A 19,906-nucleotide genomic window follows, 5' to 3' on the forward strand; every position below is an offset into this window, starting at 1 on the left:
AGGAATGCGACTGAAACTTGATCTGCAATATTTCGCTGCCGATGAGAAAACGGAAAAAGCTACGCCCAAGAAGAAACAGGATTCCCGTAAAAAGGGGCAGGTGGCAAAGAGTCAGGATGTGAACACCGGATTTCTCCTGCTGCTTACGTTCAGCACTCTTTATCTTATCGGCCCCATGCTCAAAGATACCCTGCTGACGATGTACGAGCAGTCCTTTACGGAATACATACATCTGGACATAACCGAACAGACTGTAAGCCACGTGCTCAACAAAATGGCGCTCGAAATCTCCAAGGTACTGGCCCCCATCATGGGGATAGCGATCGTGGCCGGGCTGACTTCCAACCTTATTCAGGTAGGAGTGATGTTTACGGCGGAACCCTTGAAAGTCGACCCGAAGAAGTTGAACCCCATCCAGGGTTTCAAACGTATTTTTTCCGCGAGGGCACTGGTGGAACTGGTGAAGTCACTGTTGAAAATAACTGTGATTGGTGTCATAACCTTTTCGGTCATCTGGGCCAATAAAAACGATATGATCATGTCGGCTCAGAAATCCCTGGATGCGGCTCTCTCTTTTTTCGGAAATACGACTATGATAATGGGACTTGCTTCGGCTCTGGCCCTGCTGCTTCTATCGGTGATCGATTATACCTATCAGAAGTATGATCACGAAAAAAACATCCGAATGTCCAAAAAAGATATAAAAGATGAATATAAAAATATGGAGGGTGATCCTCAGATCCGGGCTAAAATCAAGGAAAAACAGCGGCAGATGTCTGCTGCACGAATGATGAGTGAAGTCCCGGAAGCGGATGTAATCATTACTAACCCGACTCATTACGCCGTGGCGCTCAAGTATAACGAACAGAAATCGGATGCTCCATTTGTAGTGGCGAAAGGGGTCGATTTCATCGCTCTTAAAATCAAGGAAACAGCCAGGGCGCACGACGTTATCACAGTTGAGAATCGTCCGCTCGCCCGGGGGCTTTACAATCGTACGGAAATCAATGAGCCGATTGAAGAAGAATTTTTTCAGGCGGTAGCCGAGGTTTTGGCTTATGTATATAAATTGCAGAAAAAAGTTTGAATTCATTAAGGAGAGACGAAGATGTCAGCGAGGGACTTATCTGTATTATTAGGAATTATATTAATTATAGTCATGTTGGTTATACCTCTTCCCGGGTGGTTATTGAGTTTTTTGATCCTGGTGAACATCACTCTGGCCCTTCTTGTTATTCTCGTTTCGATGAATATGGACGACGTGCTGCAGTTTGCGGTTTTCCCCACCCTTCTTTTATTAATGACGCTTTTCCGGCTCGGTCTGAACGTATCGACGACCCGGTCCATCCTTTCTGAAGCCAGAGCCGGGGAGGTAATCGAAACTTTCGGTACATTTGTTATCGGGGGGAATCCTCTGGTCGGTTTCGTCGTCTTCGTCATTCTGGTAATCATTCAATTTCTCGTTATTACGAAAGGGGCGGAACGGGTGTCGGAAGTCGCTGCCCGTTTCACTCTGGATGCCATGCCCGGGAAACAGATGAGTATCGATGCCGATTTGAATGCGGGTATGATCAATGAGCATCAGGCGAAAGAACGCAGGGATAAAGTGGAGCAGGAAGCTGATTTTTATGGAGCGATGGACGGGGCGAGTAAGTTTGTGAAGGGAGACGCTATTGCCGGGATAATCATCGTTTTAATGAATATCATATTCGGGCTGATCATAGGTATGGTTCAGATGGGGCTCGGGTTTCAGGAAGCGGTCGATACATATATGAGACTTACAGTCGGAGATGGTCTTGTGAGTCAGATACCTGCCCTTCTCCTTTCCACGGCAACGGGTGTAGTAGTTACAAGAGTAGCTTCCAAAGGGAACCTTGGTAACGATTTGACTGAGCAGTTATTCCGTTTTCCGAAACTTCTATACGTGGCCGGTGGAGCGATTTTTCTGCTCGGTCTCACTCCCATCCCGTTTACACTTACGATGTTAATCTCCTCAGTTATGATATTCGGAGGATATTGGCTGTCGAGAGAAACGGCCGAGCTTGATATCGAAGAGGAGGATGAAGAAAGAACCGAGAGTGAGCAGATGAAGGCTCCGGAAAATGTAGTGGATCTCATCAGTATGGATCCGATTGAATTTGAATTCGGATATGCGCTCATTCCTATCGCTGATGCAAATCAGGGAGGGGATCTGCTGGACAGAATAGTCATGATTCGCAGGCAGATTGCAATCGAACTTGGAATTGTCATACCCGTAGTGAGAATCAGGGATAACATTCAGCTTAACCCGAACGAATACAGGCTGAAAATAAAAGGGAACGAAGTGGCGAAAGGAGAACTTCTGCTGGATCATTATCTGGCGATGACACCAGGGGAGGACGACGGAATGGTGGAAGGTATAGATACGGTGGAGCCTGCTTTCGGATTACCAGCCAAATGGGTGGAGGAAGATATGAAAGATGAAGCCGAGTTACTGGGCTATACAGTCGTCGACCCTCCTTCGGTCGTTTCCACGCACGTAACTGAAACGATTAAGCGGCATGCTCACGAACTCCTTGGGCATCAGGAGACCCAGCAACTGATCGATCATTTGAAGGGATCGTACCCGGTGCTTGCCGGAGAAGTTACACCGGAGCCGATGGCGATTGGGGAAGTACAGAAAGTGCTGGCTAAACTGCTGCAGGAAAATGTGTCAATCAAGAACCTGCCGGTCATCTTCGAAACTCTCGCCGACTTTGCCAAAATGACGAGCGACACGGATCTTCTGGCCGAATATGTACGTCAGTCGCTGGCTACACAAATAACGAATCAGTACAAAAAAGAAGAAGGTGTAATTAAAGTGGTTACGATTTCAGGGCAGGTAGAGAAGTTAATTGCAGATCATGTTCAGCAGACGGAACATGGGAGTTTCCTTGCCCTTGATCCGGAAAGACAGCAGCAGATTACGGAGAGTGTGGCGAGTAAGGTGGAGAAGTTATCCCTGCAGGAAGAAAACGCCATCATTCTCTGCTCACCAGCAATACGAATGTACGTGAAACAATTACTCAACCGTTTCTTACCTCAGGTAGTCGTTCTTTCCTACAATGAAATCGACCCGAATGTAGAAGTACAGAGTGTCGGGGCGGTGAGTCTGGGATGATCGTAAAGAAGTTTGAGGCGGAAACGATGCCTCTGGCCATGAAAAAAGTTAAACAAGAGATGGGTGTCCAGGCGATTATTTTAAATTCCAGGAAAAAGAAAACGAAAGGGATTTTCGGGCTTTTCAAAAAGATTCGGATAGAAATAACGGCTGCTATAGAATCCGGACCTCCGGAAGCGGGTCATACAGTCAGTGAGAAAGACGTTCCCCCACGAACTTCCGCCGGTGCCGGGGAGCAGCAGCGGAAAGAAACAGTCCGGGCTCCCTCTTCAGATCCAGCGAGGGCTGCAAAAGAAGAGCCGGAGACGGAAAACCATATTTCCGCATTTTTAGAACATGAGCTTAACCCGGAGATCCTTCAGGAAATCAGAAAGGAAGAAAATGAAGCAGCCCCCTTCTGGGGGAGGGTGAGAGATCATTTACACAAAGGAATCACAGAAATCCCGGCCGCCTCCCGTCCGGGGGATAATAAATATATCCATCTTATTGGGCCTACAGGGGTCGGCAAGACGACTACGGCTGCTAAACTGGCCGCCAATGCAATATTGGATGATAATTTGTCGGTAGGTTTCATTACTACAGACACGTACCGGATAGCAGCTATCGAGCAGCTGCGTACTTACGCCAGGCTTCTGGATATCCCGATGGAGGTTGTTTACAATTTGGAGGATTACAGGAAAGCGAGGGAGGAAATGAAAGACAAAGATCTTGTAATCATTGATACGGCAGGAAGAAATTACAAAGATTCTTCTTACGTAAGCGAGCTGCAGAAGATAATCGACTTCGAGGAAGAGGCAGATACTATCCTTGTCCTTTCAATGACAAGTAAATTTAAAGACATAGAGTCAGTGTATAAACGATTTTCAGAAGTGCCTCTTCACTCACTGATTTTCACAAAGATGGATGAATCCGGAAGCTTCGGTGCAGCAGTAAGCTTAGCCGTAAAATATAAAAAAAGTGTTTCCTTCGTTACTACCGGTCAGAATGTTCCCGACGATATAACCACCCTCCCATTGTCGGAACTCACGGAGCAACTGCTGAAGGAGATAGAAACGAGTGAGTGATCAGGCCGAAAACCTGAGAAGAAAATTAGAGGCCCGGAATGTTACGACCAAAGCGCGAGTCATTTCTATCCTGAATGCAGGAAGTACGGAGAAGGGTACTGATATAGCTGCAGATTTTGCGGTGGAATTAAGCTTGAACGGTCCGGAAGTCCTCATCATCGGGAGTGGCGGAGAAAGGCGTGTATCATCAGGGATGTTGTCGGAAGAGACAGCCGCTTATACAGCTTCCGGATTGTATAAAGAAGCTCCGCATCAAATGGAAACGACTTCGTTTCCCTATTCCTTTCCGGATTTCGAAAAGATGATGTTCAAACATGACTATATCTTCCTTGATTTGGGAAATGAAATATTACGGGAAGAAGCCGGATTCGCCGCATGTGCCGACGGAACGTTCATTATAATGGAAAATAATGATGATTCTCTTAAAAAAGCGTATGCAATGATAAAGAAATTATACTCCGTGTCTTCAGAACAGCGCATTTCTCTATTGCCTGGCACGGTTTCGGATGAACGAAATGATAGAAAAGCTCTCGAAAAGGTCAAACAGGTGACGGCCGATTTTCTCGGCAAAGAGGTGCATCTGCCGGTTCCACTTCCTCACACTGGCGGAAGTCAATCCGTATTTTCCGCTTCCGTACACGAGCTTCAAAAGGAGAGGAGAACCGGGGGGTCCTTTCTGATCAGGTTGAAAAAATTCACGGCAGAAAACTGAAAAGAACCATCAGTATTAAAGGAGGGCTACTATGTCTAATCCAATTTCTTCCGAAGAAAAGAAATTGTGGCACAGGTGGATCGAACATAACGATAAAAATGCTGCCAATGAACTGGTAGCTCAATATGAGTATCTCATCAATTATCAGGTCCAGCGTGTATCCCAGCACCTGCCTCAAAGTGTAAGCAGGGAAGAAATAAGGAGTTCAGCATATTTCGGGCTTTACGACGCACTTAAGAAATTCGAACTGTCCCGTAATTTGAAATTCGTCACGTATGCTTCCTTCAGAATCAAGGGCAGCATTATAGACGGTCTCAGAAAAGAAGACTGGCTCCCCCGTACAGTCAGGGATAAGGCCAAAAAGATCGAAAAGACTGCAGAGCAGCTGGAACAGAATTTCGGCAGACAGCCGGCACCGGAGGAAATTGCCGAAGTCTTAAATATGAGTCCCGAAGAAGTAGAAGAAACGACAAGGGACGTCTATTTTTCCAATGTACTCTCTGTGGAAGAAAAACCACATGACGACGGCGGTGACTACAAAGAGGGGGCAGGATATCTGGTTCCCGAGGACTTGGGAAATTCTCCGGATGAACAGGCGGTCAAAGGTGAAAACATCCGGGAGCTTACTGAAGAGATTAAAATGCTCAATGAAAAGGAACGACTGGTGTTGAGTCTGTTTTATGAAGAGGAACTCTCTCTCACCGAGATAGGAGAAGTGATGAATTTAACTACTTCGAGAATATCCCAGATTCATGGACGTGCAATATTCAAACTGCGCGAAGCACTCGGGAAGTATCGGAATTGATCCGGGAACTGCCGGGGGACGGACTGAAGTTGTGCAGGCTTATGAGGCAGAGAATTAAGTTGGTGAAAACGAAATGACGATGTATTTACTGATAATCAATTTTATCGTGGACGGGATCATCCTTTTCGGGATGTTCCTGTTGTTTATGAAAGACCCTTCCAGGGAGGAAATGCAGAAACAAAAGCAGGTCGCAAAGGAAATAGAAGGAACCTTCCAATCCTACCTGGAGGAAATCAGAGAGGAGAACAGGAAATTTGAACAGAATACCATCTCCCGAAGGTCAGATTCTCTCGCCGAAAAGAAAGAAGAAGTGTCCGGAAACGGGCGGACGAATTTGGAACGTCCTATAGAGTTCCAACCTGAGGTTACTGAAAGTAGAGAAAAAGTGGAATTTTCAGAGGAACTGAAGGTGAAAAAGATGGCAGAAGAGGGGAAAACGCTGGAGGAAATGGCAAAACTGCTGGGCACCGGAAAAACAGAAGTGGAGATGATGTTGAAATTGATTCGAAGACAGCAATGAGGGGGTTGCTAATTTTTCTCTTGTATGGTATAGTAACCTCCGGTGTCAATACACACGTCTCCGGATTTCGTTGTAGGTTGCTTCCTGTTAGACAGGGAGTTTGCAATGAAAAAAGAAGGGGATGGAGGATACTAAATAAACCAAACAGGAGGATTTTATTATGTCAGCTATTTCAATGAAGCAGCTGCTCGAAGCAGGAGTTCACTTCGGTCACCAGACACGTCGCTGGAACCCTAAAATGAAAAAGTACATTTTCACGGAGCGTAATGGTATTTACATCATTGACCTTCAGAAAACTGTAAAGAAAGTCGATGAAGCGTTCAACTATGTACGTGATCTTGCTGCGGACGGCGGTACAGTACTATTTGTAGGTACTAAAAAACAGGCACAGGACACAGTTCGTGAAGAAGCGAACCGTGCCGGTATGTATTACATCAACCAGCGCTGGTTGGGTGGTACACTAACTAACTTTAAAACAATCCGTAAACGTATCGGTCGTTTGAAAGATATCGAGCGTATGGAAGAAGACGGAACATTCGAAGTTCTTCCTAAGAAAGAAGTTATGGAACTGAATAAAGAAAGAGAAAAACTCGAAAGATTCCTCGGCGGTATCCGTAATATGGAAAGCCTGCCGGATGCACTTTTCGTAATCGACCCTCGTAAAGAGCGTATCGCGATTGCGGAAGCTCATAAATTGGATATTCCGATCGTCGGTATGGTGGATACCAACTGCGACCCGGATGAAATTGATTATGTAATTCCTGCAAACGACGATGCTATTCGTGCCGTTAAACTTCTTACAGGAAAAATGGCTGATGCCATCCTTGAAGCTAAACAAGGTGAAGAGGAAGCTGAAGCAGCCGGTGAAGAAGACTCCGGGGAAACAGAAGAAGAGACGGAAACTGTAGAAGAGTAGGCAGGTTTCAGGGGGTGATAAGAGGGAAACCTTTTATCACCTTTTTTACAGCGGAGGGCGCTTCGTCCAAATTTAATCCCAAGGAGGAAAATGATATGGCAATTAATGCAAAAATGGTCAAAGAACTGCGCGAAATTACTGGTGCAGGAATGATGGATTGTAAAAAAGCTCTTACAGAAACAAATGGTGATATGGAAGAAGCTCAGAACTGGCTTCGCGAAAAAGGAATTTCGAAAGCAGCCAAAAAAGCTGACAGAATTGCAGCGGAAGGTTCCGCTCATATCGTTACTTCCGGTAATACAGCAGCTATGATCGAAGTGAACTGCGAAACAGACTTCGTAGTTAAGAACGAGCAGTTCCAGAACCTCCTTCAGGAACTTGGGAACCACATTCTTTCCGAAAATCCTTCCGATGTAGAAGCTGCACTGGAACAGCCTCTTCACGGTGAAGGACAGAAGGTCGGCGACTACATCACTGATGTCATCGCGAAAATTGGTGAGAAAATCTCTCTTCGCCGTTTCGTCGTGAAAGAAAAAACGGATAACGACGCTTTCGGTTCTTATCTTCACATGGGCGGTTCCATCGGTGCTTTGACAGTACTTGAAGGTTCTACGGATGAAGCTGCTGCAAAAGATGTAGCTATGCATATCGCAGCCGTTAACCCCCGCTACACTTCCCGTGAGCAGGTACCTGAGGAAGAGCTTAATACAGAGCGTGAAACATTGAAAACTCAGGCGCTGAATGAAGGAAAGCCTGAAAACATCGTTGAGAAAATGGTAGAAGGCCGCCTGAACAAGTTTCTACAGGAAATCTGCCTGCTTGAACAGGACTTCGTTAAAGACCCGGATCAGAAAGTGAAACAGTTCGTGGAATCCAAGGGTGGAAAAATCAACGAATTCACACGTTTCGGCGTTGGTGAAGGTATGGAAAAACGTGAAGAGAACTTCGCTGACGAAGTGATGAGTCAGGTTAAAAAATAATAACATTCACTCAAAATAGGGGACACGCTGTGTTCCCTATTTTAAAAGTGAAACTTTAGTTGAATACTGCCATGGAGGTTATTATGAATAAAACCCGATATAACAGAATCGTGCTGAAATTAAGTGGGGAAGCATTAAGTGGAGAAGAAGGATTTGGAATAGAACCGAGCATTATCCAGTCGGTCGCACAGCAGATCAAAGATGTGGCTGAACTGGGAGTGGAAGTTGCAGTAGTTGTGGGAGGCGGTAATATCTGGCGCGGGAAAGTAGGAAGCCAGATGGGCATGGACCGTGCAAACGCCGACTACATGGGGATGCTGGCAACGGTTATGAATTCCCTTGCTCTCCAGGATAGTCTTGAGAACATCGGTATTCCTACACGTGTCCAGACATCCATCGAAATGCGCCAGGTGGCAGAACCTTATATCCGCAGGAAGGCAATGCGCCATCTGGAGAAAAAACGGGTAGTGATTTTCGCAGCCGGAACCGGCAACCCTTATTTCTCCACGGATACGACCGCTGCTCTCCGCGCTGCCGAAGTGGAAGCGGACGTTATTCTTATGGCTAAAAATAACGTCGACGGAGTGTATACATCCGATCCGAAATTGAATGACGATGCACGTAAGTACGATCGTCTTTCTTACATGGAAGTATTGAATGAAGGACTTGGAGTGATGGATTCCACTGCTTCATCATTATGTATGGACAACGATATCGATTTACTGGTATTCTCGATTATGGAAGAAGGAAATATTAAAAAAGCAGTCCTCGGTGAGGATATTGGAACGTTAGTGAGGGGGAAATAACATGTCTGACAAACTTATCAAAGAAACGAAGGAACAGATGAAAAAAGCTACCCAGGCTTTTTCGAAACAATTGGCTACCGTGCGGGCGGGACGTGCGAACCCGTCGATTCTCGACCCGGTATATGTCGATTACTACGGAGCTTCCACTCCGCTTCAGCAGCTGGCCCAGGTTTCAGCTCCGGAGCCGAGACTCCTTGTGATCACACCTTATGATAAATCAGCTATTTCGGAAGTGGAAAAAGCCATTCAGAAAGCCGACCTCGGTCTGTCCCCTTCGAGTGATGGTAACGTGGTCCGCATCAATATCCCTGCACTTACGCAGGAGAGACGTAAAGATCTGACAAAGCTCGTCAAGAAATATACGGAAGAAGCAAAAGTACAGATCAGAAACATCCGTCGTGAAACGAACGACGCTCTTAAGAAGAACGAGAAAGACGGGGAACTTACCGAAGATGACCTCCGTTCTTATCAGGATGACGTACAGAAGCTTACAGATGAGTACGTAAAAGAAATAGATAACCTGGCGAAACAGAAAGAAGAAGAGATGCTGGAAGTATAAAATTAAAGGGGAAGCCGTGCTGTATTTGTTTGGCAGTACGGCTTTTGTTTTGCTATCATATGTGGTAGTTTTGTTAGGAAGGGATAACGCTTATCCGAATTACATATAGTGAATTAAGAAAAGGATGGTATCCATGCCACTAAATCTTCCATTTATAAATCGGAGAGATCCGAAGCCGGAAGCAGAAACAGAAATTGATATGACAAATATACCAAAACATATAGCAATTATAATGGATGGAAATGGCCGCTGGGCAAAGGATAAAGGGTTGCCGAGAATTGCCGGTCATAAAGAAGGTATGGACGTTGTGAAGAAAGTGGTCCGGCATGCTTCGGATCTCGGGGTCGAAGTATTGACCCTTTACGCATTTTCTACGGAGAACTGGAAGCGGCCAAAAAAAGAAGTCGATTTTCTTATGAAACTGCCGGTCGATTTTTTACAGACGTATCTTCCGGAACTGGTTGAAAATAACATACGGGTCCAGACGATCGGTACGAAAGATCTTCTTCCGAAACATACTCAAAAAGCTGTGGATGAAGCTATTCATCGCACGGAAAACAATACAGGCATGGTGCTTAACTTCGCTTTGAATTACGGGAGCAGAAATGAAATCGTGGAAGTGACGCGGATGCTTGCGTCCAAAGTGGAGGAAGGGGAGCTTACGGCCGACAGCATCACCGAGGAAACGTTCAACTCCTATTTATACACCTCCCATCTCTGTGAGCCCGATCTGCTTATCCGGACGAGCGGGGAGCAGCGGTTAAGTAATTTTCTGCTTTGGCAGCTGGCTTATGCGGAGTTCTGGTTTACAGAGGTTTACTGGCCTTCGTTCACAGAATATACGTTGAACGAAGCCATTATCAATTATCAAAATCGAAAGCGTCGGTACGGCGGCGTGTAAGGTGTGGTTAGATGAAACAGCGTACTGTAACAGCGATTATTGCAGGTTTGATATTTATACCTATCGTTCTGCTTGGCGGAACTTTATTTACTTTGTTTGTATATTTACTGGCAAGTATAGCTATATTCGAACTTATGAGAATGAAGAAAATTGCAAGATATTCCGTGTCTTCGCTCATTATACTGCTATTTATGTGGGCACTGATGTTACCGGAAATAAACTCCTATGAACTGAGCTCTTTTGTAACGAAGGCTGAGCTATCGCTGGTGACGGTCCTGCTTCTTTTGAGTTACACTGTCCTCGTAAATAACAAATTCACCTTCGATGATGCAGGATTTCTTCTTATTTCAGCCGTCTACGTCGGAATGGGATTTTATTACCTGATCGAGACGAGAATCGAGGGAGGACTTGATTACGTATTTTATGCCCTGTTCGTCGTTTGGGCTACTGATACCGGGGCGTATGTATTCGGACGTATGTTCGGGAAAAGGAAGTTATGGCCTAAAATCAGCCCGAAAAAAACGGTGGAAGGTGCTCTCGGAGGTGTAGTACTTGCCTGCATCACCGCAGTCATTTTTCAGATATTCCATCCACTCCATTCATCCATGTTTATACTTATCGCCGTAACGATTCTCATTTCTGTAGCCGGTCAGATCGGCGACCTGGTGGAATCAGCTTTCAAACGTCATTACTTAGTCAAAGACTCGGGGAATATTCTGCCGGGCCACGGAGGAGTGCTGGATCGTTTCGACAGCCTCATCTTTATGCTTCCGGTTTTGCATCTGATTAATTTTATACCATAATTAGGAGCGTTGTTATGAAAAATATTGCACTTTTAGGAGCGACCGGATCAATAGGAGAACAGACACTGGAAGTGATCCGGCAGCACAAAGATAAGTTTTCCGTTTTCGCTTTAGCTTTCGGAACGAATGCCGGTAAAGCGATTCCTATGATAAGGGAATTCGAACCCGAAGCGGTGGTGACCGCGGACGAAGAAACACGGCGGAAAGTGTTCGAAGCTACTTCCCATAAAAACATCATGGTCGGTTCAGAAGGCATGGTTGCGGTTGCGAAAGATCCCGGTGCCGACGTTTTCGTCAATGCGGTGATGGGAAGTATCGGTCTTCCGGCCACCCTCGAAGCTATCCGGGCAAGGAAACGGATAGCTATCGCGAATAAAGAGACGCTCGTTACAGCCGGTCATCTGGTTATGGCAGAATCAAGAAAGTACGATACTCCTCTTCTTCCGGTGGACAGTGAACATTCGGCAATTTTTCAGGCGCTGAACGGGGAAAGACATGAAGATGTACGCAGACTGATCATAACCGCTTCGGGAGGCAGTTTCCGCGATAAAACGAGGGAAGAACTTCAGGGGGTCAATGTAAAAGATGCTCTGAATCACCCGAACTGGAGCATGGGAGCTAAAATTACCGTGGATTCCGCTTCGATGATGAATAAAGGGCTGGAAGTAATTGAAGCCCACTGGCTTTTCAATATGCCGTATGACAAGATACATGTCCTGCTTCACAGAGAAAGCGTCATCCACTCGCTCGTGGAGTTTCAGGACCGCAGCGTCATGGCCCAACTTGGGTCGCCGGATATGAAAGTGCCTATCCAGTACGCCCTCAGCTATCCCGAGAGAATTCCTCTCAGTGGCAGCGAATCACTGGAACTTGAGGATTTAGCTGAACTTCATTTTCAGAAGATGGACATGGAACGGTTCCGCTGCCTGAAATTCGCCTTTCAGGCCGGCCGGCAGGGAGGGTCCATGCCGGCAGTACTGAACGCTGCCAATGAACAGGCAGTGGCTATGTTTCTGAATGAACAGATCTCTTTTCTGGATATAGAAGCTTTTGTCGAACGGGCGCTTACAGAGCATAATTCTGTTTCTGAACCTTCATTATCAGATATAATAGAGATTGATAAAGAAACGAGAAAACGTGTGGAACGTTACGTTAAATAAAGGAAGGTGCTTCATGTGACGACGGTTATTGCGTTTATACTCATGTTCGGTCTCCTGGTGTTTGTGCATGAGTGGGGGCATTTGATCTTTGCAAAGCGTGCAGGGATGCTTGCTCGCGAGTTTGCTATCGGGTTCGGGCCAAAAGTGTTTTCGTTCACCAAAAATGAAACTTTGTATACGATTCGGCTTATACCTGCCGGGGGATATGTAAGAGTTGCCGGAGAGGACCCGGAAATCATAGACCTTAAGCCCGGACATCACATCGGTCTCGAGTTCGATGAATCCGGTCTCGTCAATAAAATAGTTGTAAACAATAAATCGAGGCATCCCGATGCCCGCATTGTCGAAGTGGAGCACGCAGACCTCGATCACACTCTTACCATTAATGGGTATGAACCCGGGGAAGAAGAGAAACTGTCATTTAATGTACATCCGGAAGCGATGTTCGTAATGGACGAAAAAGAAACCCAGATTGCCCCGTATGACCGGCAGTTCGCTTCGAAACCGAAAAGGAAAAGAGCAATGCAGCTCTTCGCCGGACCCATGATGAATTTTGTGCTTGCACTTATTTTATTTACGATACTGGGATTCGTCCAGGGTATCCCATCAGATGAAGCACGTTTCGGGGAGATACAGGAGAATTCTCCCGCAAGTGAAGCAGGTTTCCGGGCCGGGGATGAAGTTATCCAGGCCGAAGGGCAGCAGGTGGAGTCCTGGGAAGATTTCACAGGGATTGTACAGGAACATCCGGGAGAAACGATGAATGTTACTCTTTCGAGGAACGGCACAACGGAAGAGGTGGAAGTGACCCCGAGATCCGTAAAAGCTCAGGAAAGAGAGATTGGTCAGGTCGGAGTGACGAGAGCCTTCGAAGATTCCTTCGCGAAGAAAGCGACGTTCGGATTTACCCAGACGTACGAATGGTCCACGCTCATACTGACGAACCTCGGCAAACTGATTACTGGCCAGTTCTCTATAGACATGCTGTCCGGTCCTGTCGGAATCTATGACGCTACAGACCGGGTTGTGCAGACCGGCCTTACAAATTTCGTTATGTGGACAGCTGTATTGAGTGTGAACCTCGGGATTGTAAACCTTATGCCTATTCCGGCACTTGACGGAGGGCGGCTGTTGTTCATCGGTGTAGAACTGATCCGCGGGAAGCCGGTGGACCCTCAGAAAGAAGGAGCAATCACATTCTTCGGTTTCGCTTTACTGCTTCTGCTTATGATTGTGGTGACGTGGAACGATATTCAGCGCCTGTTTCTGTAAGTATCGGATATTAGGCGGTAATCACATAAAAGAAGCGGGAAAAAGGCGTTAGCGCCTTTTCCCTTTTTAAAAAGAGGAGAGGTGTCAGGAATGAGACAGAGTAAAATGCTAGTTCCCACATTAAAGGAAAACCCGGCTGAAGCTGACATAGCAAGTCACCAGCTTCTGGTAAGAGCAGGTTACATAAGGCAGCTGGCTTCGGGCATTTATACGCTTTTACCCTTAGGTAAACGCGTGCTGACGAAAATAGAGACTGTCATAAGGGAAGAAATGGATCGTGCAGGGGCCCAGGAAATGCTGCTTTCCGCTTTGCAGCCCGCCGAACTTTGGCAGGAAAGCGGGAGATGGTATACGTACGGATCTGAATTGATGAGAATGAAAGATCGTCACGACCGGGAATTTGCCCTCGGTGCCACTCATGAAGAAGCGATGACCAGCATTTTACGTAATGAGGTGGGCACTTACAAAAAACTTCCGATGACTTTGTATCAGATTCAGAACAAATTCAGGGATGAAAAGCGGCCAAGGTTCGGACTGTTGCGCGGTCGAGAATTTTTAATGAAGGATGCCTATTCATTTAATGAGTCCTTTGAGAGCCTGGATCAGAGTTATCAGAACATGTATGATGCTTACTGCCGTATTTTCGAGCGGCTTGGATTGAACTACCGGGCAGTAATAGCCGATTCGGGGGCCATGGGCGGAAAAGAAACTCACGAATTTATGGTTCTTTCTGAAGTAGGAGAGGACGTAATAGCCTATTCGGATACTTCCAAATACGCCGCTAACGTAGAAATGGCTCCGGTAACGAATAAGTATGAAAAGTCTGCGGAAACTCCCGCAGAAATGGAAAAGGTTTCTACACCTGACAGGAAAACGATGCAGGAAGTGGCTGATTACCTCGGTCATGGACTGGAGCAGGGCTTGAAATCCATTATGTTCAAGGTGGATGACGAGTATGTTCTCATAGTCACCCGGGGGGATCATGAAGTAAATGACGTTAAAGTGAAAAACTTCATGGATGCGAAAGTGGTAGATCTGGCTACGGAAGAAGATACGGTCCGGCTTATGGGGACAGGTTTCGGTTCCCTCGGCCCCGTCGGTGCTCCGCAAGAAGTGAAAGTGGTTGCGGATTATGCAGTGGAATCTCTTGTGAACGTCAGTTGTGGTGCGAATGAAGAAGGGTACCATTATAAAAATGTAACTCCCGGAAAAGATTTCGTGCCGGATGAGTACGCTGATATGCGTTTTGTCGAGGAAGGGGATCCCTCTCCGGACGGGGAAGGGGTCATCAAGTTCGCCCGCGGTATCGAAGTCGGCCATGTATTCAAACTGGGTTCTTTTTACGCCGAGAACATGGGTGCAACTTTCCTGGATAATAGCGGAAAGTCCCAGACGATGGTTATGGGGTCCTACGGAATCGGCGTATCCAGAACGCTGGCTGCCATGGTGGAACAATTCCACGACGACAGAGGCATCGTATGGCCGAAGCAGGCAGCTCCATATCTGGTTCACATCCTGTCCCTCAATCCTAAAAAAGAAGAACAGCGCGTGCTTGCCGACGACATTTACGCAGATCTTCTTGATGAGGGGATCGAGGTACTGTACGATGATCGTCCGGAAAGAGCCGGAGTAAAATTCGCAGACAGTGACCTTATCGGCATTCCCCTGAGAATTATTGTCGGGAAAAGGGCAGGCGAAGACATCGTGGAAGTGAAAATGAGAAATGAGGAAAGCAAAACGGAAATTGCCCGTTCCTCGCTTATGGATGAAATTAAAAATCTGCTGGCATAAAATGAATACCCCTGCTCATCCGGCAGGGGTATTGTTGCCGTGAGGGAGGAAGAAAATTTGAGCGTCAATAATCAGGAGAAAATGCATTACCTGATCGAACAGCTGCAGCTGTCGGAGGATATACGAAGTTATTTCAGGGATAGTGAACTGGTGAAACTTTCTGTCTACAGAAAAGAAAAGCGCTGGCATTTCCACTTCCACTTTCCGACCCCGTTGCCTGCGACAGTGTATGATTTATTCACTTCAACTCTTCAGTCGACGTTCAGTTCACTGGCTCACGTAAGCTGGGAAACACAGGTGGAAGCCTCTTTCGATGAGGAGACCATCCTTGACTACTGGAAATTATTCACCAATAAAATGACGAAGCTTTCTCCTGCTTACAAAGACTATGTATGCGAACAAAAACCGGAAATTAACGGTAATAGAATTATGTTAACATGCAGAAATGAAGCAGAAGGGGAAGCGATGAAGAAGAAACTTCAGGAAGCGTTTCAGGAGTACTGTAAAGAGGCAGGCCTCCCTTCGTGTCAGATCAGCGTTCGTCTGGAAGAGCAGGGAGAAGCGGTAACGAAATTCAAAGAAGAGCGAAAGCAGGAAGATCAGCTGCTAGTCCAGAAAGCCGTGAAAGAAAAAGAAGAGAAAGAGAAAGTCAAAGAGTCGGAGGGTCCCAAAGGGCCGGTGGAAATCGGTTATAAAATCCAGGAGGAGCCCGTTCCTATGTCTTCCGTTGAAGAAGAGGAGCGCCGTATTGTGCTTCAGGGATACATTTTTGACGCTGAAGTGAAGGAACTGCGGTCCGGCCGCCACCTTCTTCTTCTGAAAGTGACAGATTACACCGATTCTTTTTCTGTAAAAATGTTTTCGCGCGGAGACGATCAGGCTGCGATTTTCAAACAGGTGAAGGCCGGAATGTGGGTGAAAATGCGCGGAGGCATCCAGACCGACAACTTTACAAACGAACTTACTATGATGGCGAACGACATCATTCAGATCAAAGTGAAGGAACGTGAAGATACAGCCCCTGAGGGAGAAAAAAGGGTGGAGCTGCACGCTCACACGACGATGAGTCAAATGGACGCCCCCGTTTCTCCTTCCACACTCATTAAGCAGGCGGCAGACTGGGGTCATGAAGCGATTGCCATCACGGATCACGCCGCAGCCCAGGCTTTCCCCGAAGCGCACGCTGCCGGGGAGAAGAACGATATCCAGGTCATTTATGGACTGGAAGCGAATCTCGTTAATGACGGGGTGCCCATAGCTTACGAGCCCACGGACCGTCCGTTGAAGGATTCGGTATATGTAGTGTTTGACGTGGAAACTACGGGGCTTTCAGCCGTTTACGATAAGATCATTGAACTTGCTGCTGTGAAAATCGAGGAAGGCGAGATTATGGACCGGTTCGAATCATTCGCCAACCCGCACCAGCCATTGTCGGAGACCACCGTGGAACTGACCGGAATTACCGACGATATGGTGAACGATGCCCCTGAAATTGAAAAAGTACTGAATGATTTCAAGGAGTGGGCCGGAGAAGATATTCTTGTTGCTCACAATGCAAGTTTCGATATGGGATTTTTGAATACGGGATACGAATCGGTGGGGCTCAGTAAATCACAGAACCCGGTCATCGACACGCTCGAGCTGGCCAGATTCCTTCTCCCGGATCTTAAAAATCATCGGCTCAATACGTTGTGTAAGAAGTTTGATATTGAACTCACTCAGCATCACCGGGCTATTTATGATGCGGAAGCAACAGGGTACCTGTTGTGGAAGCTGGTTAAAAAGACGATGGACGAGAAAGAAATATATAACCACAAAAATTTGAACGATTATATGGGGGAAGGGAAAGCCTATCAGCGTTCGAGACCGAGCCACTGCATCATACTTGCTAAAAATGACACCGGACTGAAGAATCTTTACCGTCTCATTTCGGAATCGCATATCGATTATTTTTACAGGGTCCCGCGCATCCCCCGTTCCCGGCTTACTATGCACCGGGAAGGCCTGATTGTCGGTTCCGGATGCGACAAAGGAGAACTTTTTGAAACGATGATGCAGAAATCCGAAGAGGAGGCCGAGAGGGTGGCTGAATTTTATGATTACATAGAAATTCAGCCGGTCGGTAATTACGCCCATCTCATAGAGAAAGATATTCTTCAGACGGAAGCTCAGGTGTACGATATTCTGAAAAAGCTGACCGCCCTCGGTGAAAAACTGAATAAACCCGTAGCGGCTACCGGGAATACCCATTATATTAACGAGCGCGATAAAATTTACAGACAGGTTCTCATCTCTTCCCAAAGCGGAAACCCGCTGAGCCGGCAGACGCTTCCTGAGGTGCATTTCAGAACTACGAATGAAATGATTGAAGAATTTTCTTTTCTGGGTGAAGAGAAAGCGAAAGAAGTTGTCGTCACCAACACGAACAAAATAGCGGGGCTCATGGAAGAAGTCCACCCTGTGAAAGAAGATTTGTATACTCCCAATATTGAAGGCGCGGATCAGGAAATCAGGGATATGTCCTACAATAAAGCTCGAAGTATTTATGGAGACGAGCTGCCCGAACTTGTCGTAAACCGACTGGAAAGAGAGCTCGAAAGTATTATCGGAAACGGATTTGCCGTAATTTATCTTATCTCTCAAAAGCTGGTGACTAAATCACTCAGCGACGGTTACCTCGTAGGGTCGAGGGGGTCTGTCGGTTCGTCATTCGTAGCTACCATGACAGATATTACGGAGGTCAACCCGCTCCCTCCCCATTACGTCTGTCCGTCCTGCAGACACCATGAATTCTTCTCGGACGGCAGTGTCGGCAGTGGTTTTGACCTTGAGGACAAAGCCTGTCCCGAATGCGGAACGCCGTACGTCAAAGACGGTCAGGACATACCTTTCGAAACGTTCCTCGGTTTCAAAGGCGATAAAGTTCCCGACATTGATCTGAACTTTTCCGGGGAGTATCAGCCGAGAGCTCACGATTACACGAAAGAACTGTTCGGGGAAGATAAAGTATACCGGGCCGGTACTATCGGCACGGTAGCTGAGAAAACGGCTTACGGATTTGTCAAAGGGTACGCGTCGGATCATCAGCTGCAGTATAAAAATGCCGAAGTCGACAGACTCGTTCAGGGATGTACGGGTGTGAAAAGAACTACCGGGCAGCACCCCGGAGGCATAATCGTAGTACCTGACGACAAGGATATCTATGATTTTTCACCAATCCAGTTCCCGGCGGACGATACCGACTCCAATTGGCGTACTACCCATTTCGACTTTCACTCCATCCACGATAACCTGTTGAAACTCGATATTCTCGGTCACGATGATCCGACCGTCATTCGTATGCTCCAGGACCTATCAGGCATCGATCCGAATGATATACCGGTGGATGATGAAGAAGTAATGAAAATTTTCAGCGGTCCTGATGTTTTAGGAGTCACCTCCGAGCAGATCAACTGTAAAACGGGGACCCTTGGCGTGCCGGAGTTCGGAACGAAATTCGTACGTCAGATGCTCGAAGATACGAAGCCGAAAACATTTGCGGAACTTGTTATCATCTCAGGACTGTCCCACGGCACCGATGTCTGGCTCGGGAATGCCGAACAGCTGATCAGCGACGGCATATGCACACTTCCGGAAGTGATCGGCTGCCGTGATGATATAATGGTCTATCTTATGCACAAAGGTCTTGAACCGGGGCTTGCGTTCAAGATTATGGAGTTCGTCCGTAAGGGGCGGGGTCTTGAAGATGAATGGATCCAGGAAATGAAGAAACACGGCGTACCGGACTGGTACATCGAGTCCTGTAAGAAGATCAAGTACATGTTCCCGAAAGCACACGCTGCTGCCTACGTATTGATGGCAGTCCGTATTGCATACTTCAAAGTGCATTATCCCATTTATTTCTACGCTGCTTATTTCACAGTAAGAGCGAGTGATTTTGAACTGGATACAATGGTTAAAGGTTCCGGAGCTATCCGGAGCCGTATAGAAGACATTCAGCAGAAAGGGCTGGATGCAACTCCTAAAGAAAAGAACCTTATGACAGTTCTCGAAATTTCACTTGAGATGTGTGAACGTGGTTACAGTTTGGGGAGCGTGGATCTCTACCGTTCCACCGCTTCGGAATTCATCGTCGACGGGAACACTCTCATCCCTCCGTTCAATGCGGTCGACGGCCTTGGAACAAACGCGGCTATCAATATTGTGAAAGCCAGAGAAGACGGTGAATTTTTATCGAAACAGGATTTGAGGGAAAGGAGCCGTATCTCCAAAACGGTACTTGAGTATCTGGACGATCATGGATGCTTATCCGACATGCCAGATGAGAACCAGCTCTCTCTGTTCTAGGCAAGTTGCGTACCGGAGCCAATTATGATATATTAATTATGGTTGGAAACGTGATAGCAAGCAGGGAAAAGAGTGGGGATACGCCCACTCTTTTGTTTCTATTTTTTATGAGCTTCTCCCTGCTTATTGCT

Annotated in this window: 16 protein-coding genes; all 16 read left to right on the forward strand. The window is 46.7% G+C overall.

Annotated elements, in window-relative coordinates:
* Nucleotides 1-4: 4 nt before the first annotated feature.
* The 16 genes from flhB to CKW00_RS06630 all read left to right on the forward strand — a co-directional run bounded on the left by flhB (nt 5) and on the right by CKW00_RS06630 (nt 19,775).
* Entirely contained in the window at nt 5-1,087 is a 1,083-nt protein-coding gene (flhB, locus tag CKW00_RS06555) for a flagellar biosynthesis protein FlhB (RefSeq protein WP_095821899.1), read from the forward strand.
* A 21-nt stretch (nt 1,088-1,108) separates the two neighbouring features.
* Nucleotides 1,109-3,139 carry a flagellar biosynthesis protein FlhA gene (flhA, locus tag CKW00_RS06560; protein ID WP_095821900.1) on the forward strand — a complete coding sequence of 677 codons (2,031 nt, stop codon included), beginning with the start codon at nt 1,109-1,111 and terminating at the stop codon, nt 3,137-3,139.
* Nucleotides 3,136-4,203, forward strand: a complete 1,068-nt coding sequence (locus CKW00_RS06565; protein WP_095821901.1) for a flagellar biosynthesis protein FlhF — start codon at nt 3,136-3,138, stop codon at nt 4,201-4,203. Before flhA ends, CKW00_RS06565 begins: the two co-directional genes overlap by 4 nt.
* Complete coding sequence (locus CKW00_RS06570; RefSeq protein WP_095821902.1) at nt 4,196-4,915, forward strand: MinD/ParA family ATP-binding protein; 720 nt, start codon at nt 4,196-4,198, stop codon at nt 4,913-4,915. Before CKW00_RS06565 ends, CKW00_RS06570 begins: the two co-directional genes overlap by 8 nt.
* A 31-nt stretch (nt 4,916-4,946) precedes the next feature.
* Nucleotides 4,947-5,720, forward strand: coding sequence for a FliA/WhiG family RNA polymerase sigma factor (locus tag CKW00_RS06575; RefSeq protein ID WP_095821903.1), 774 nt, complete (start codon nt 4,947-4,949; stop codon nt 5,718-5,720).
* 73 nt (nt 5,721-5,793) lie between these two features.
* Nucleotides 5,794-6,240 (forward strand): hypothetical protein, encoded by a 447-nt coding sequence (locus tag CKW00_RS06580; RefSeq protein ID WP_095821904.1) that lies wholly within the window; start codon nt 5,794-5,796, stop codon nt 6,238-6,240.
* 160 nt (nt 6,241-6,400) lie between these two features.
* Complete coding sequence (rpsB, locus tag CKW00_RS06585) at nt 6,401-7,156, forward strand: 30S ribosomal protein S2 (RefSeq protein ID WP_095821905.1); 756 nt, start codon at nt 6,401-6,403, stop codon at nt 7,154-7,156.
* A 95-nt stretch (nt 7,157-7,251) separates the two neighbouring features.
* Nucleotides 7,252-8,136, forward strand: coding sequence for a translation elongation factor Ts (gene tsf / locus CKW00_RS06590; protein ID WP_095821906.1), 885 nt, complete (start codon nt 7,252-7,254; stop codon nt 8,134-8,136).
* Between the two features lie 83 nt (nt 8,137-8,219).
* Entirely contained in the window at nt 8,220-8,942 is a 723-nt protein-coding gene (gene pyrH, locus CKW00_RS06595) for a UMP kinase (protein ID WP_008587846.1), read from the forward strand.
* A 1-nt stretch (nt 8,943) separates the two neighbouring features.
* The gene (gene frr, locus CKW00_RS06600) at nt 8,944-9,501 is read left to right on the forward strand and encodes a ribosome recycling factor (RefSeq protein ID WP_095821907.1); all 558 of its coding nucleotides are present in this window, start codon (nt 8,944-8,946) and stop codon (nt 9,499-9,501) included.
* A gap of 133 nt (nt 9,502-9,634) precedes the next feature.
* Entirely contained in the window at nt 9,635-10,402 is a 768-nt protein-coding gene (locus CKW00_RS06605; protein ID WP_095821908.1) for an isoprenyl transferase, read from the forward strand.
* 11 nt (nt 10,403-10,413) lie between these two features.
* Nucleotides 10,414-11,205, forward strand: coding sequence for a phosphatidate cytidylyltransferase (locus tag CKW00_RS06610; protein WP_095821909.1), 792 nt, complete (start codon nt 10,414-10,416; stop codon nt 11,203-11,205).
* A gap of 14 nt (nt 11,206-11,219) precedes the next feature.
* The gene (dxr, locus tag CKW00_RS06615) at nt 11,220-12,365 is read left to right on the forward strand and encodes a 1-deoxy-D-xylulose-5-phosphate reductoisomerase (RefSeq protein ID WP_095821910.1); all 1,146 of its coding nucleotides are present in this window, start codon (nt 11,220-11,222) and stop codon (nt 12,363-12,365) included.
* 15 nt (nt 12,366-12,380) lie between these two features.
* Nucleotides 12,381-13,637 (forward strand): RIP metalloprotease RseP, encoded by a 1,257-nt coding sequence (gene rseP / locus CKW00_RS06620; RefSeq protein ID WP_095821911.1) that lies wholly within the window; start codon nt 12,381-12,383, stop codon nt 13,635-13,637.
* Nucleotides 13,638-13,727: 90 nt separating this feature from the next.
* Nucleotides 13,728-15,428, forward strand: a complete 1,701-nt coding sequence (locus CKW00_RS06625) for a proline--tRNA ligase (RefSeq protein WP_095821912.1) — start codon at nt 13,728-13,730, stop codon at nt 15,426-15,428.
* A 57-nt stretch (nt 15,429-15,485) separates the two neighbouring features.
* Nucleotides 15,486-19,775, forward strand: coding sequence for a PolC-type DNA polymerase III (locus tag CKW00_RS06630; RefSeq protein WP_095821944.1), 4,290 nt, complete (start codon nt 15,486-15,488; stop codon nt 19,773-19,775).
* Nucleotides 19,776-19,906: the final 131 nt, after the last annotated feature.

The sequence above is a fragment of the Salimicrobium humidisoli genome (assembly GCF_002295105.1).
GTDB classification, from domain to species: domain Bacteria; phylum Bacillota; class Bacilli; order Bacillales; family Halobacillaceae; genus Salimicrobium; species Salimicrobium humidisoli.

Bases quoted from the DNA above. Each gene is read 5' to 3' on its own strand.
- CKW00_RS06565 (WP_095821901.1), top strand. From the start codon at position 3,136: ATGATCGTAAAGAAGTTTGAGGCGGAAACGATGCCTCTGGCCATGAAA.
- flhB (WP_095821899.1), top strand. From the start codon at position 5: ATGCGACTGAAACTTGATCTGCAATATTTCGCTGCCGATGAGAAAACG.
- flhA (WP_095821900.1), top strand. From the start codon at position 1,109: ATGTCAGCGAGGGACTTATCTGTATTATTAGGAATTATATTAATTATA.
- dxr (WP_095821910.1), top strand. From the start codon at position 11,220: ATGAAAAATATTGCACTTTTAGGAGCGACCGGATCAATAGGAGAACAG.
- CKW00_RS06625 (WP_095821912.1), top strand. From the start codon at position 13,728: ATGAGACAGAGTAAAATGCTAGTTCCCACATTAAAGGAAAACCCGGCT.
- CKW00_RS06575 (WP_095821903.1), top strand. From the start codon at position 4,947: ATGTCTAATCCAATTTCTTCCGAAGAAAAGAAATTGTGGCACAGGTGG.
- pyrH (WP_008587846.1), top strand. From the start codon at position 8,220: ATGAATAAAACCCGATATAACAGAATCGTGCTGAAATTAAGTGGGGAA.
- tsf (WP_095821906.1), top strand. From the start codon at position 7,252: ATGGCAATTAATGCAAAAATGGTCAAAGAACTGCGCGAAATTACTGGT.
- rpsB (WP_095821905.1), top strand. From the start codon at position 6,401: ATGTCAGCTATTTCAATGAAGCAGCTGCTCGAAGCAGGAGTTCACTTC.
- CKW00_RS06610 (WP_095821909.1), top strand. From the start codon at position 10,414: ATGAAACAGCGTACTGTAACAGCGATTATTGCAGGTTTGATATTTATA.
- CKW00_RS06605 (WP_095821908.1), top strand. From the start codon at position 9,635: ATGCCACTAAATCTTCCATTTATAAATCGGAGAGATCCGAAGCCGGAA.
- CKW00_RS06580 (WP_095821904.1), top strand. From the start codon at position 5,794: ATGACGATGTATTTACTGATAATCAATTTTATCGTGGACGGGATCATC.
- frr (WP_095821907.1), top strand. From the start codon at position 8,944: ATGTCTGACAAACTTATCAAAGAAACGAAGGAACAGATGAAAAAAGCT.